This is a genomic window from Pseudomonas sp. St290 (assembly GCF_018325805.1).
Lineage (GTDB): Bacteria > Pseudomonadota > Gammaproteobacteria > Pseudomonadales > Pseudomonadaceae > Aquipseudomonas > Aquipseudomonas bijieensis.
Genome location: NZ_AP014703.1, coordinates 4,102,262 through 4,115,297 on the forward strand (window position 1 = coordinate 4,102,262; position 13,036 = coordinate 4,115,297).

Consider the following 13,036-nt stretch of genomic DNA (forward strand, 5'->3'; position numbering starts at 1 on the left):
ATGACTGACACGCCAAAACGCCGCCTGCGCAGCGAGCAATGGTTCAATGACCCTGCCCACGCTGACATGACAGCCCTGTATGTCGAACGCTACATGAACTACGGGATGACCCGCGAGGAGCTGCAATCGGGACGCCCGATCATCGGCATCGCCCAGACCGGCAGCGACCTGACCCCTTGCAACCGTCATCACCTGGAACTGGCCCAACGGGTCAAGGCCGGTATCCGTGACGCCGGTGGCATTCCCATGGAGTTCCCGGTGCACCCGATCGCCGAACAATCGCGCCGACCCACGGCGGCACTGGACCGTAACCTGGCCTACCTGGGGCTGGTGGAGATCCTTCATGGCTATCCATTGGACGGCGTGGTGCTCACCACCGGTTGCGACAAAACCACCCCGGCCTGCCTGATGGCGGCGGCGACCACCGACCTGCCGGCGATTGTCCTGTCCGGCGGGCCGATGCTCGACGGCCACCACAAGGGCGAGCTGATCGGCTCCGGCACTGTGCTCTGGCATGCGCGCAACCTGATGGCCGCCGGCGAGATCGACTACGAAGGCTTCATGGAAATGACCACCGCCGCATCGCCATCGGTGGGCCACTGCAACACCATGGGCACCGCCCTGTCGATGAACGCCCTGGCCGAAGCCCTGGGCATGTCGCTGCCTGGTTGCGCGAGCATTCCGGCGCCCTATCGCGAACGCGGGCAGATGGCCTATGCCACCGGCAAGCGCATCTGCGAACTGGTGCTGCAAGACGTCCGCCCGTCACAGATCATGACCCGCCAGGCTTTCGAGAACGCCATCGCCGTCGCCTCGGCCCTGGGCGCTTCGAGCAACTGCCCGCCGCACCTGATTGCCATCGCCCGGCACATGGGCGTCGAGCTGAGCCTGGGTGACTGGCAACGGATCGGCGAGGACGTGCCGCTGCTGGTCAATTGCATGCCGGCGGGCAAGTACCTGGGTGAAGGTTTCCATCGGGCCGGCGGCGTGCCCGCGGTGATGCATGAATTGCAAAAAGCCGGACGCCTGCATGAAGACTGCGCCACGGTCAGCGGCAAGACCATCGGCGAAATCGTGCGCAGCAGCCTGACCAGCAACGCCGATGTAATCTACCCCTTCGACACCCCGCTCAAACACCGAGCCGGGTTCATTGTGCTCAGCGGCAATTTCTTCGACAGCGCGATCATGAAGATGTCGGTGGTGGGCGAGGCGTTTCGCAAGACCTACCTGTCCGAGCCCGGCGCAGAAAACAGTTTCGAAGCCAGGGCCATCGTGTTCGAAGGACCGGAGGATTATCACGCCCGGATCGACGACCCGGCGCTGGACATCGACGAGCGCTGCATCCTGGTAATCCGCGGCGTTGGCACCGTGGGTTACCCCGGCAGCGCCGAAGTGGTGAACATGGCCCCTCCGGCATCGCTGATCAAACAAGGCATCGACTCCCTGCCTTGCCTGGGCGACGGCCGCCAGAGCGGCACATCGGCAAGCCCATCGATCCTCAATATGTCCCCTGAAGCGGCCGTGGGTGGCGGCCTGGCGTTGCTGAAAACCAATGACCGGCTGAAAGTGGACCTGAACACGCGCACCGTGAACCTGCTGATCGACGATGCCGAGATGGCCCGACGCCGACTCGAGTGGACGCCGAACATCCCACCTTCGCAAACGCCCTGGCAGGAGCTGTACCGGCAACTGGTGGGGCAACTGTCCACGGGGGGCTGCCTGGAGCCGGCCACGTTGCATCTGCGCGTGATCGCCCGTAGCGGCGAGCCGCGTCATTCGCACTGAGCCAAGGCTGCCGATTGTTCACGCATGTTGAATGCTGATGACAATCCAGAGGGATTTATTCCATGGACCTAAAGGGGAAAGATGCGCGCAAGGGGTCGTTGTCCCTACCGCATCTTTCCTACACCCACGGAGTCGATCCATGCCATTCGCCAACTACAAATTCCCCGAAGGAATCCTGGACCACGCCCGCAAAGAAGAAATCATCCATCGCACCACCGAAATGTTCGTCGAGTACTTCGGCGAAGGGGTCCGCCCCTTCACCATGGTCCTTGTCGAAGAGGTCGCAGACGGCGGATGGGGACGCGCCGATGAAACGCTGACGCTAGCGAAAATGGGCCTGCCCGCCAAAGGACAATAGCGCCTTCGGAGTATTCGCAGAGGTATCGACCCTCGCCTCGCGCCGGGGGTCGTATCGAACTCATGCGCCGGCGCTTCAAGCCACCCTGCCAGGGATTCCCCATGACAACTCAAGACTTATCGTCGCTGCGCCACGCGCAGGCCACCGTGACTGCACGGGTCGCCAGCTTCGAACCCTATTTGTACGCCTTGCTGCGGATTATCTTCGCCGTGGTCCTGTTGACCCACGGTTTACCAAAGGCTCTGCGCAGCTCTCACGGCTCGATGGCAGATCCAATGGCCGCCTCGATCAACCTTATCCAGAACGTGATGGGGCTGCCTTTCGCTGCACAGCTTGCCTTTCTGGTCATGCTTCTGGAGACGGTCGGTGCAATCATGCTGGCGATGGGGTTGGGTACGCGACTCGTCGCCCTGCTGATCGCCATTCAAATGCTTGCAATCAGCTATGCGCTGGGACCGACATGGCCTTGGATAGACCGAGGCATTGAGTTTCCGGTACTGATGGGCTTTCTCGCCCTCTACATCGTCGCGCGCGGCGGCGGAGCCTATTCATTGGACTCGCGCCAGCGGTAGACGCCGATGATGGCGGCCCCGGTGTCAGCTTGCAGCATCGTGCGCAGTCGCCGCCACTGCCTGGAGGCCACCTAGGGCATAGCTCATCATGTGGTCTATCAAGCCCTGCGGCTCGAGACTCAACCCCTGCAGTACATGCTGCTTTAGCGGCTGATGGGCTATAAGCAAGAAAAGACAGGGTGCGAAGACGCTGATGGCGCTGCGCAACGTTGTCGGGTGATCCGCCGGCAAGTTCATGATTTGTCCAAGCAAGCCACGCAGGATGTGTGCCTTGGGAAACGATTGCTCCTTGAGCACCACCTCAAACTCGGGAGAAGGCGAAAGCACTTCGCGCGTGAGCACTTTCAGCGCCCAGCCATCGGGATGATTGTGCAGGCGCTCGACCAGCACGGTAATGAGCGCACGCAACTTGTCCTGCGGTGAACCTGGCCGCTCGTTAAGCGAAACCAGCGTTTCCAGTTGCACCAACCGAGCATGGGCTTCGAGCAACACTGCGCGATACAGGCCCTCTTTATTCACGAAGTGATAGTTCACCGCCGCACTGTTGGCTTGCGAACGTTCACAAATCTGCTTGCTGGTGGTGTTGGCCAACCCCTGCTCGGCAAACAGTTCACCGGCCTTTTCCAGAATCTGCAGCCGCGTTGCCTGCCCATCGAGCCGCGAAGCACGAGGCAGGGAAGGCTTGCCAATGGCATTGTCCATGAGCTCATCTCTTTATAGTTCTAATTCAAATTTGACTTTTTATTTCAGCCTACCTATTTTGGTCCCGTCATTGTCCCTTTACAACACCGCGTGAGGACTTCGCAGCCGATGCTGCGGCTTCTCACGCACTATCAAGGAAATATCGTCATGGAAGCGCGCGTAATGACACCTTTCACCTACTTCTCATTGCCAATGCAGAAGCAGTTCCTGGCCAATCAACAGGCCATTCAAGGAAAACCCTACGCCGAATTTTTCCGCTCGAAGATCAGCGTGCCGCTCAGTGCTGTCGAAAAAATACAGCAAGGCCCCATGCCGCTGGCTGACACCTTGACGCCCAGTATTGAAGACCTCAACCGCATGCTCGCTGCTGATTTCATTAGCGAAGAGGCAGGCTACGCCTTGCTGCCAGGGCCGATGGCTTATGTGCAAAGCCGCAAGTTTTTTCCCAACTGCACAGCTGAGATGCTCAAGTGGTGGTTCATGTGGCATCCGTTGGAGGCTGAACGCTACACCTTGTGGTTTCCTTATGCCCATGTGGAAAACCCCTGCGTTCATCACGAGCGTCTCAGCGACACTACCTTGAGCTTTGAGGAAAGCTTGTATGGGAATACCTTTTGCGCCTCTGAGTACGTCGGCGACCGTCTCATGCACCTGCACATTCATTTCAGGGATCCCTGCGAGCTGGGCTTCTGTCCGGATCTGTATCGCGAATCCAAGATAGATGGCAGCGTCAGCGCCTTGATGAGCCTGGCCCACGAACCACAAGTGCCTGTGTCGTTGATGGCGCACTTGTTCAAGGAATGCCCGGAAGGTTTGTATCTGACGAGCCGTTACTGGGTCGGCAGCCACCCTGCCATGCAGCGTTTTCCAGGCGCCGAGCGAGCCGCCCAGCTCCTGGAAGAAAGCGGCCTGGGGGAAGTGGAGTTGGAAACCCTGGCTTATGAATTTGCAGTGCATGACATGTGTGAGTTCAACCACCTGGCCAGCATCCTGCCGAGCCTTCATGCGCAATTCAGTGGCGCAAAGTAAGGACAACCCCACCCGATAATCAGACTTCGGCGGCGCCCTGAACCGCTGCCGAAGTCGGGCGCAATACCCCGTTCAGCAGAAGTGTCGTGAACTCATTGATATCCGCTTCCACCTCCAACTGCTCAGTCAACAGCCGGTACCAGCAGAACCCAAAGATCATGTCCAAAAGCAGTTCACGCGACGTATCCTTGGGTAACTCGCCTTGCTGAATGGCATTTTCCACCAGCTTGCGAGGCAACTCCCTACGCCGCTCCATGAATTCATCTTTCAGTTTTGGCAGCGTACTGGGATCGAGCTGGGCCTCAGCGATGACGCACCGAAAAGCCTCCCCGCAAATCGTTTCTCGCCAGACCTTCCATAGATTGAGCAGCAAGAAATTGAGGTTCTCCTTGAAGGAGCCTTTATCAGGCTCTTTGCGAATCTGCTCGCTTTCACTCTCGTAGACCTCGGCGATCAAGGCTGCCTTGTTACCCCACCACCGATAGATGGTCGGTTTACTTGCGCCGGCACGGCGAGCCACAGCCTCGATGCTCAACCCCGAATAACCGCACTCCTTAAGGGTTTCTATGGCGGAAATAATGATCGCTTTGTGCGTGTGAGGGCTCCTCAATGAGCCAATGGAGCTCCGAGATGGTTTACGGGCCATAATTCAAAATCTCCAATATGGCGCTTGACAAAAGAGACTCAGGGTATAGGATTCTCTCGAAAAGCAATGAAACGGATCGTTTCGTTTTGTATGTTTATTTGATCTCAGCTTCTGCTTAGCAGCGGGCCTCTGGAGTGCTTATTGCCTCTATGTAAGGAAATCGGAGAAGGAAATTCATAAATTTTTAACGCGACCTTAACGATACGGCACGTTTCGTATCATACATAATAATTGGACGAGAATAAACCCATTGTTCACATGCTGACCGGTAGGTTCTGCCTGGTGAACCTGCCGATTTACGGGCATATGACCGCCAGTATCGCTTTGCGGGTACCAATAGATAGTTTCTAAATATTTCATGCGCTTGTCACGGCCCCGGCCAACAGGTGAAAGAACGGAATCTGGAGGATGTACACATGAATAAGGTAGGAATAGTGAGCTATGGCTCGGGTATCCCGGTCTGCCGGCTCAAGGTGGACGACGTGATCCAGGTGTGGAAAAACACCGATCTGAGCTTGGTAAAGGACCAATTGGGCGTTATTGAAAGGGCCGTCCTGCAACCCGACGAGGATGTCATAACCTTGGGTGTCCTCGCCGCCCAACGCGCGCTGGACAAGGCACCACCTTGTTCCCTTGAAGCGCTTTATCTTGGCACCTGCACCAATCCTTACGACTCCCGGGCCTCGGCCGCAATCATCCTGGAAATGCTCGGCTGCGGCTATGACGCCTTTTGCGCAGACGTGCAGTTTGCCGGCAAATCAGGCACCAGCGCCCTCCAGATCGCGTACGCCTTGGTAGCGTCGGGCATGGTGGGCAACGCTTTGGCGGTGGGCGCCGATACGATCAACCGCAACACCGCCCCCGGTGACTTGACGGAGTCCTATGCCGGAGCCGGAGCCGCGGCCTTGCTGTTGGGGACAGAAAATGTGATCGCGCATTTTGACGCAAGTTTTTCTTGCGCGGCGGATGTCGCTGACAACATCAGGCCTCAAGGGGACCGCTATATCCGCTCGGGAATGGGATTGGGCTCGGACAAGAACAGTATCGGCCTCGAGGACCAGACTCGCCGCGCCGCCTCGGGATTGATGGCCAAGATTCATGCGCAAGCCGATGATTTCGATTACGTCGTCTTCCAACAAAACCTGGTATCGACCCCCTACTCTCTCGGCAAGCACCTGGGATTCACCAAGGCCCAAATCGAACCTGGCATCTATGCCCAGAGTGTCGGCGACGCTGGAGCCGCGAGTCCTTTGTTGGGCTTGGTCAACGTACTCGATCAAGCGCGTCCTGGCGAAAGAATCCTGTTGGTTTCCTATGGATTTGGTGCAGGCAGCGATGCCATTGCCCTGACCGTCACCGATGCCATCGAAGCCTATCAAAAAACCAACGTTCCGCTGCGCACGCTGCTGGAGGATAAGTACTACGTGGATTACGGGACGTCGATCAAGTACGAGTTCAAATACTTGCGGCCCGACTATGCCCTGACGGCCTATCTCTGATTCCAATCATCCAGCAAGGAGCACCTTTTTATGTGCGCACGACGCGTTGCTATCGTTTCGGCTGCCTATACCCCTAAACCTGGCAGTTCCAGAGTTCGCCAGACTTTCAAGGAGATGATCGTCGAGTCCGCCTACCAGGCACTCAACGCCATCAAGATGCACCCTCGCGAACTCCAGGCAGTTGCCTACGGGTACCACGGCGAAGGCATTTCTGAATACGGAGGCCTGGGCCCCACCATCTCCGATGCCTTGGGGATCAGCCCTGCCCCCACGTTCATGAGTACGGCCAACTGCACCAGCAGTTCGGTGTCTTTCCAGATGGCTCACCAAATGGTCGCCTCAGGTGAATACGACATCGTTCTGTGTGGCGGCTTTGAAAAAATGACCGACCACTTCAACTACGCCGAGTACATCGGCTCCAGCACTGAATGTGAATACGATTATTTTCTAGGCATCTCTCACACAGACGCCTTCGCCCTGGCGACCGCCGAATATTTTGAAAAGTACGGCTATGCAGGACGCGAAGCGGATGTATTGGCTACCTTTGGGCGGCAGATGCGCATTTATGCCCATAACACTCCCACGGCTACCCGTTATGGCGTGCCGATCCCGTCCCTCGAAACACTCAAAAATAGCGAAGCATGCGGCTCCATGCTGGCCTGGGGTGAAGCCAGCGGATGCGCCATCCTGGTTGCCGAACACCTTGTGCACCGTTACACGACCCAACCGGTATTTGTCCGTGGCTGTGCCTACACCGGTGTATCGCACTATTTCGGCACGCGCTATCACAACCCGACGCTGCAATTTCCGGGTCTGCCAAAAGATGTCGGCATGGCGGTTTCCGCCAACTCGCTGGCCTGCGCCGAAATCGCCTACAAAAAAGCCGGTATCACCGCAAAGGATATCGATGTGGCGCAAGTCTACGACTTGCTGGGCGCCGGGTTGATTCAAATGGAGTCCATGGGCGTATGTGGTCCAGGCCAGGCAGGCGACTTTGTATTGGAAGGCGGCATAGCCCTTGATGGGCAACTTCCCCTGAACACTGATGGCGGCAACATCGGACGCGGCCACGCTTCCGGTTGCGATGGGATTTTGCACATTACTGAATTGTTCCGGCAGCTTCGCGGCGAGTCCAACAACCAAGTCAAAGGCGCCCGTATTGGTGTCTCGCAAAACCTGGGCGGTTACGCCGCGCACAACAGCGTCATTGTGCTTTCCAACGATTAAGGAGCCGACCATGTCCCTTTACCCTGAACAAATTCACCGCATGACCACCGCCAGCATGTTGCGCGAATGGCGCGAACACGGCGGTAAATACCGCCTCGAAGGCAGCCGGTGCCAGGATTGCGAAGAAATCTTCTTCCCTCGGCGCACAGTTTGCGGCGCGTGCAACTCGTTGAACGTAGAACCGTATCGCTGCGCACGCACCGGCACTATCCAAGTCAGCGCCCATGCCGAGAACCCCATACTTGCGGCCATGGGCTATGGCGAAACCGTGCCTCGCTACATGGCGATGGTGCGTCTGGATGACGGTCTGGTGATTGCCTCGGAAATAGTTGACGTCATCGATCCCCGACAAGTTGTCAGCGGTGCGCCCGTACGCATGGTCATTCGAAAACATGTCCGGGAAAGCAACTTGGCTTGGCAATATGCCTATAAGTTTGTATTGGTGAAATAACAAACTTAGACGTCCGCCATACCCCGCGTTATCGATAACAACAGTCAAGTTTTTGGCCTCCAAGCCCGTTGCTTTGATTCTGTTTTTCAGAGTCCAGCTTTGCTGTCATTGCCTTAAACATGTTTCTAAATTTATTGGCTTTTAGCCGAGGACTTGTCATGTCTACTCTTTGCAAACCCAGTCTGCTGTTCCCGCAATACAAGATCACCCAGCAACAAATGATCGAGCATCTAGAGCAGTTGCATGATGATCACCCGAGAATGGCTCTTGCCAAACGCATGATTCAAAACACACAGGTGAACGAGCGACACTTGGTCCTGCCCATCGATGAACTGGCAGTGCATACCGGCTTCACCCATCGCAGCATCGTTTATGAGCGCGAGGCCCGCCGCATGTCATCCATCGCGGCGCGCCAAGCCATCGAGAATGCCGGGCTGACCACAGACGACATTCGAATGGTCGCTGTGACATCGTGCACGGGTTTCATGATGCCTTCGCTGACGGCCCACTTGATCAACGACCTGGGCCTGCGAACGTCGACCGTACAACTGCCTATCGCTCAATTGGGATGCGTGGCAGGCGCTGCGGCGATCAATCGAGCCAATGACTTCGCCAGTCTCGCGCCGGACAACCATGTGCTCATCGTCTCCCTGGAGTTCTCGTCGCTCTGCTATCAACCCCAGGACACCAAGTTGCACGCGTTCATCTCAGCGGCATTATTCGGCGATGCCGTATCGGCCTGCGTAATGCGAGCCGACGACCAGGCGCCTGGTTTCAAGATCGCCAAGACGGGGTCTTACTTCCTGCCTGACAGCGAGCACTACATTAAATACGACGTCAAAGACAGTGGTTTTCACTTTACCCTGGACAAGGCGGTCATGAACTCCATTAAAGATGTCGCGCCCATGATGGAGGAATTGAACTACGAGACCTTCAATCAACATTGCGCTCAAAATGACTTTTTCATCTTCCATACCGGCGGACGGAAAATTCTTGATGAACTGGTCCTGCAACTGGACTTGGAACCCGGCAGGGTCGCGCAATCCCGCGACAGTTTGAGCGAAGCCGGGAACATCGCCAGCGTGGTGGTCTTCGATGTGCTCAAGCGCCAGTTCGACAGCGGGCCTGTCGATGGCGCGACTGGCATGTTGGCGGCCTTCGGCCCGGGTTTCACCGCTGAAATGGCCGTGGGCAAGTGGGTCGCCTGACAGACCGGATAACGCACCAGCACCCAGCCAGGGGCACCTGCCCCTGGCTACAGGCGTATTGATCGCAGGCGTTCACCTCGTTCAAGAGAGCTTCGAAAGCGCTAGGGAAAGAAGGGGAAAGAACATGGAGATGAAGTATCTGGTCGCTCGACCTTGGGGCGGCTATGAAAGACGCATGATCACGCTTTTGTCGCTGAGCTTCGGGCTGGTAGGGCTGGACAGGTTCATCATCATGCCGCTGTTCCCGGTGATCATGCGTGACTTGGCCTTGGACTATCAGGACTTGAGCATGCTGTCGGCCATCCTGGCATTCGCATGGGGAGGCTCGGCCCTGTTCATGGGTGCCGCCATCAGGGTATTGGGCACCAAGAAGTTGCTGGTGCTGTCGATCACCCTGTTATCCCTCCTGGCCGGTGCGTCCGCATTGATCACCAGCCTGGTGGGCCTGGTGCTCTTGCGTGCCTTGATGGGCGTCTGTGAAGGTGCATTCACCCCAGTCAGTATCATAGTTACCGATGAAGTCTCGCAGCCCTGTCGGCGCGGACTCAATCTGGGTATTCAACAAGCATTGTTCCCCATCATCGGCCTGTGCCTCGGACCGCTGCTGGCCGGCGTCTTGCTTGAAGTGTTCGGATCCTGGCGTGCCGTGTTCGCCATCATTTCGTTACCCGGCCTGTTAGTGGCCTGGTATCTCTATAAAACTTACCAACCAACCCGGGCGCCCAGCACGGCATCGATTGCACACACCTCCAGAAGCCAGTGGAGGACGGCCCTGTCCAGCGGCAATGTGCGGCTCAATATTGCCTTGATGCTTTGCATCCTGACGTGCCAGTTCGTGCTGTGTGCCCTGCTCCCCAGCTACCTGACAGACATTCTGCACCTGAGCAATTTCTCCATGGCCATGATCATTTCCGCCATTGGCCTGGGTGGTTTCTTTGGCCAACTGGTCATTCCCGGCTTGTCCGACCAATTGGGTCGCAAGCCCGTGGTTTCCATCTGCTTCATGATCAGCGCACTGTTAGTGGGCTTATTGATCATCAGCCCTCCACTGCCCTGGCTCCTGTTTCTTCAATTATTTTTCTTGTCCTTCATCAACTTCAGCCTGATCTGCATAATGGTCGGCCCGCTGACCAGCGAATCAGTACCGCCCAGTTTATTGGCCACCGCGACAGGGCTAGTGGTGGGCTGCGGAGAGATTCTGGGCGGAGGCGTCGCGCCTGTCGTCGCCGGCTACATCGCCATGACGTGGGGCCTCACCGCAATCCTGTTCCTGGCACTGGCCGGAAGTTTGACCGGTGGTTTGCTGTCCTTGTGGCTCAAAGAGGCCAACCCGCTCTTCAACGGGCTCAAGGACTATGCCCCCCTATCCGCACGCTTGACCCTGGAGGATAAGTAATGACCCATTATGTGATGTTGCTGGACTCTCCAGTGCCGCAAGGAGGCCTTGGTGTCTTTGACTTCAAATCCGGTCAAAGTCGGGAAGTGCGTCCTCCCCAGGGAAATCTTTATGAAGCCCTGGCCCATTGTGCTGAGCGGAATATGGACTGGGAGTCCTATCTAAATGGCCTGCCGTCCACGCCCTACCCGCTTACGCCAGCGGCGGTGAAATACCGACCGCCGCTAAAGCCCGATAACAATCTATTGGTCCAGATCAGCGAAATCACCCTCTGTACCGCCAAGACAGAACAGGCCTGGTACTACAAAGGCAACGGTCGACTGCTCAAGACCGACGGCGACCCCTTGCAGGTTCCTTATCATTCACAAAGCATCAGTAGCGAGCCGTGCATTGTCTGTCTTTACTGGGTCGACCAGTTTGGCGCGCTGCGCTTCATTGGTTTTACCTTGGGCAACGATATTCACGATCATGTATTGCACAGCCGTGACGCCATTTCTTCAACCCATGCCCACTTGCGTACCTGTGCGATTGCCCCGGCCTTGATCGTGGGGGAATTGCAGGCTGATCTGGCCATCAACGTCCAGATAGAACGCGATGGCCAACCCTTGACGGCAAGTCACCATCGGATGAGCTTGCATCGTTGGCAAAGTTTGCGTCGATACTCCCAAGAGTTCCTGGAGAAACACGAGCAGTTTCTCGAGCCCGGACTGGTTCACTACGTGTTTCACAGCTTGAGCCATCGCACTGCGAATGTGCCGCTCCAACACGGTGACTGGCTCAGCATCGACTGCCCCGAGCTGGAGTTGGCCATGAACAATCAAATCGTCGAAGAGGAGCTGGTTTCGCTGGTTCCATTGCCTGCGCGACGTACACCTGACCACGGCTGTATTGACCTGCCCCTGTCCGTGCCTAAGAAGTTCTGATCGACTTCTATGAGCATGGATTGGTCAGTTCACCATCGAGCAGCGTCGAACGATGCAGCCGCAGACAGACCACAGCCCGATCGACGATATCGTTTGAGCAAACCCGGGCCTTTCACCAAAGGCCCGGGACGCTGGGATCTACGCCACCTTGAAGCGACTGACCCACTGTTGCTGGTACTCGGCCAGGCGCGCCAGTTCCTGGCTGGTGATTGCTGTCTGCTCGGCACCGGCACTCACCTGGATCACCAGGTCATTGATCGTTCACGTTGCGATTGATGTCTTCGGACACCGCGCTCTGCTCCTCCGCCGCGGAAGCAATCTGAATGTTCCGATCGCTGATCCTCGCTACGCCTTCGGCGATCTCCACCAACAACGCCTCCACCCCCCCTAGCGCAAAGGTGCATAGAAAACTGCCCCACTGTGGTTTCGTCCCGCTCAAGGGGATCTCCCACGAAGCCCCCCTTAGATGGGAGCAGTCGGTAAAACTGGCAGTACGACACGCGCGTCACTTTGACCGCTCTCAGCTAACGCTCTGGCTACGAAGCCATCCCTCACAAGACGGCAAATAAAATTCTCGATGTATTCGGCAGCCATTTTCCGTGCCTTCGGAACAGCCATCGCCTGGCGAATTTCCGTGAAGTTATCTGCCAGCACTCTTACTCCTGGAGTGGAACGGGCGAAGCGTTCCAATGGCTGTCGAACCCCTGCCGCCGCCTCCAGTTCCTGCTCAAGAAACAGATCAACCGCGCTCGCGGAGGTGTCTGCCCTGACGAGTTCAGAGTGCTGCAAGGTGCGTGAGAGATACAGGTCATACGCGGCACCACGGCCCACGGAAATCCTGTGGCCCTGGCCATCCAGGTCCGCGGCTTTTTGGAATGAACTATCCATGCGTACGAGGTAGGTTCCATCGATACTCACATAAGGACTTGAGAAAGCGATCTTCTCTGCACGCACCGGCTCTATAGCCAAAAAAGCCAAATCCCAGAGTTCGTCCTCCAAGGCAGCAAATACTTTTCCGGCAGCATCATATGGCGTCAGCCTGGCAACGAGGCCCAACTCGTTCGCCAATGCATTGGCGAGCGCAACGGAGACACCCTCCAGGTTGCCGGTGGTTTCATCACGTTGAGCCAGGACAGGATTGCCCAAGTTGATGGCTACCCGCAGTTCACCGCTGGGGGCTAAATCACCACGTACAGCCGCAATATCTAAAATCATGACTATTCACCTCTAAGGCTCTGGC

13 protein-coding genes and 1 pseudogene are annotated in these 13,036 nt (G+C 57.0%); 10 read left to right on the forward strand and 4 right to left on the reverse strand.

Going from position 1 to position 13,036, the window contains the following annotated elements; translation table 11 throughout:
- From PBDP_RS17745 to PBDP_RS17755, 3 genes are all read left to right on the forward strand, one after another.
- On the forward strand, window positions 1–1,785 hold the full coding sequence (locus PBDP_RS17745) for an IlvD/Edd family dehydratase (RefSeq protein ID WP_109753230.1): 1,785 nt from the start codon (window positions 1–3) through the stop codon (window positions 1,783–1,785).
- A gap of 139 nt (window positions 1,786–1,924) precedes the next feature.
- Complete coding sequence (locus PBDP_RS17750) at window positions 1,925–2,143, forward strand: tautomerase family protein (protein ID WP_003200762.1); 219 nt, start codon at window positions 1,925–1,927, stop codon at window positions 2,141–2,143.
- A gap of 101 nt (window positions 2,144–2,244) precedes the next feature.
- Window positions 2,245–2,715: a DoxX family protein gene (locus PBDP_RS17755; protein WP_109753231.1), complete on the forward strand. Its 471-nt coding sequence runs from the start codon at window positions 2,245–2,247 to the stop codon at window positions 2,713–2,715.
- 24 nt (window positions 2,716–2,739) lie between these two features.
- Here the strand turns inward: PBDP_RS17755 and PBDP_RS17760 are convergent, their stop codons facing one another.
- On the reverse strand, window positions 2,740–3,417 hold the full coding sequence (locus PBDP_RS17760; RefSeq protein WP_109753232.1) for a TetR/AcrR family transcriptional regulator: 678 nt from the start codon (window positions 3,415–3,417) through the stop codon (window positions 2,740–2,742).
- 147 nt (window positions 3,418–3,564) lie between these two features.
- Between PBDP_RS17760 and phlG the strand changes: the two genes are divergently transcribed.
- Window positions 3,565–4,446, forward strand: a complete 882-nt coding sequence (gene phlG / locus PBDP_RS17765; RefSeq protein ID WP_163858143.1) for a 2,4-diacetylphloroglucinol hydrolase — start codon at window positions 3,565–3,567, stop codon at window positions 4,444–4,446.
- 19 nt (window positions 4,447–4,465) lie between these two features.
- Here phlG and PBDP_RS17770 read toward each other — a convergent pair whose 3' ends face one another.
- Window positions 4,466–5,092, reverse strand: a complete 627-nt coding sequence (locus tag PBDP_RS17770) for a TetR/AcrR family transcriptional regulator (protein WP_212801077.1) — start codon at window positions 5,090–5,092, stop codon at window positions 4,466–4,468.
- Between the two features lie 416 nt (window positions 5,093–5,508).
- Here PBDP_RS17770 and PBDP_RS17775 point away from each other — a divergent pair, with 416 nt between their 5' ends.
- From PBDP_RS17775 to PBDP_RS17800, 6 genes are all read left to right on the forward strand, one after another.
- Window positions 5,509–6,591 carry a hydroxymethylglutaryl-CoA synthase gene (locus tag PBDP_RS17775; RefSeq protein WP_109753235.1) on the forward strand — a complete coding sequence of 361 codons (1,083 nt, stop codon included), beginning with the start codon at window positions 5,509–5,511 and terminating at the stop codon, window positions 6,589–6,591.
- Between the two features lie 30 nt (window positions 6,592–6,621).
- Complete coding sequence (locus PBDP_RS17780) at window positions 6,622–7,818, forward strand: thiolase family protein (RefSeq protein ID WP_109753236.1); 1,197 nt, start codon at window positions 6,622–6,624, stop codon at window positions 7,816–7,818.
- 10 nt (window positions 7,819–7,828) lie between these two features.
- Window positions 7,829–8,269, forward strand: coding sequence for a Zn-ribbon domain-containing OB-fold protein (locus PBDP_RS17785; protein WP_109753237.1), 441 nt, complete (start codon window positions 7,829–7,831; stop codon window positions 8,267–8,269).
- Between the two features lie 158 nt (window positions 8,270–8,427).
- Window positions 8,428–9,477, forward strand: a complete 1,050-nt coding sequence (locus tag PBDP_RS17790; protein ID WP_109753238.1) for a type III polyketide synthase — start codon at window positions 8,428–8,430, stop codon at window positions 9,475–9,477.
- Between the two features lie 130 nt (window positions 9,478–9,607).
- Window positions 9,608–10,873 carry an MFS transporter gene (locus PBDP_RS17795; RefSeq protein WP_212802516.1) on the forward strand — a complete coding sequence of 422 codons (1,266 nt, stop codon included), beginning with the start codon at window positions 9,608–9,610 and terminating at the stop codon, window positions 10,871–10,873.
- Complete coding sequence (locus PBDP_RS17800; RefSeq protein WP_109753240.1) at window positions 10,873–11,796, forward strand: fumarylacetoacetate hydrolase; 924 nt, start codon at window positions 10,873–10,875, stop codon at window positions 11,794–11,796. The genes PBDP_RS17795 and PBDP_RS17800 overlap by 1 nt, the downstream gene beginning before the upstream one ends.
- Window positions 11,797–11,934: 138 nt before the next feature.
- On the opposite strand, the pseudogene PBDP_RS17805 reads toward PBDP_RS17800, so the two are convergent.
- Together PBDP_RS17805 and PBDP_RS17810 are read right to left on the reverse strand one after the other, a co-directional pair.
- Window positions 11,935–12,169 (reverse strand): annotated as a pseudogene (locus tag PBDP_RS17805) (chemotaxis protein); the annotation flags it as partial.
- Window positions 12,170–12,258: 89 nt separating this feature from the next.
- Window positions 12,259–13,011 carry a transporter substrate-binding domain-containing protein gene (locus PBDP_RS17810; RefSeq protein WP_212801078.1) on the reverse strand — a complete coding sequence of 251 codons (753 nt, stop codon included), beginning with the start codon at window positions 13,009–13,011 and terminating at the stop codon, window positions 12,259–12,261.
- Window positions 13,012–13,036: the final 25 nt, after the last annotated feature.

Bases quoted from the DNA above. Each gene is read 5' to 3' on its own strand.
- PBDP_RS17745 (WP_109753230.1), top strand. From the start codon at position 1: ATGACTGACACGCCAAAACGCCGCCTGCGCAGCGAGCAATGGTTCAAT.
- PBDP_RS17750 (WP_003200762.1), top strand. From the start codon at position 1,925: ATGCCATTCGCCAACTACAAATTCCCCGAAGGAATCCTGGACCACGCC.
- PBDP_RS17755 (WP_109753231.1), top strand. From the start codon at position 2,245: ATGACAACTCAAGACTTATCGTCGCTGCGCCACGCGCAGGCCACCGTG.
- PBDP_RS17760 (WP_109753232.1), bottom strand. From the start codon at position 3,417: ATGGACAATGCCATTGGCAAGCCTTCCCTGCCTCGTGCTTCGCGGCTC.
- phlG (WP_163858143.1), top strand. From the start codon at position 3,565: ATGGAAGCGCGCGTAATGACACCTTTCACCTACTTCTCATTGCCAATG.
- PBDP_RS17770 (WP_212801077.1), bottom strand. From the start codon at position 5,092: ATGGCCCGTAAACCATCTCGGAGCTCCATTGGCTCATTGAGGAGCCCT.
- PBDP_RS17775 (WP_109753235.1), top strand. From the start codon at position 5,509: ATGAATAAGGTAGGAATAGTGAGCTATGGCTCGGGTATCCCGGTCTGC.
- PBDP_RS17780 (WP_109753236.1), top strand. From the start codon at position 6,622: ATGTGCGCACGACGCGTTGCTATCGTTTCGGCTGCCTATACCCCTAAA.
- PBDP_RS17785 (WP_109753237.1), top strand. From the start codon at position 7,829: ATGTCCCTTTACCCTGAACAAATTCACCGCATGACCACCGCCAGCATG.
- PBDP_RS17790 (WP_109753238.1), top strand. From the start codon at position 8,428: ATGTCTACTCTTTGCAAACCCAGTCTGCTGTTCCCGCAATACAAGATC.
- PBDP_RS17795 (WP_212802516.1), top strand. From the start codon at position 9,608: ATGAAGTATCTGGTCGCTCGACCTTGGGGCGGCTATGAAAGACGCATG.
- PBDP_RS17800 (WP_109753240.1), top strand. From the start codon at position 10,873: ATGACCCATTATGTGATGTTGCTGGACTCTCCAGTGCCGCAAGGAGGC.
- PBDP_RS17810 (WP_212801078.1), bottom strand. From the start codon at position 13,011: ATGATTTTAGATATTGCGGCTGTACGTGGTGATTTAGCCCCCAGCGGT.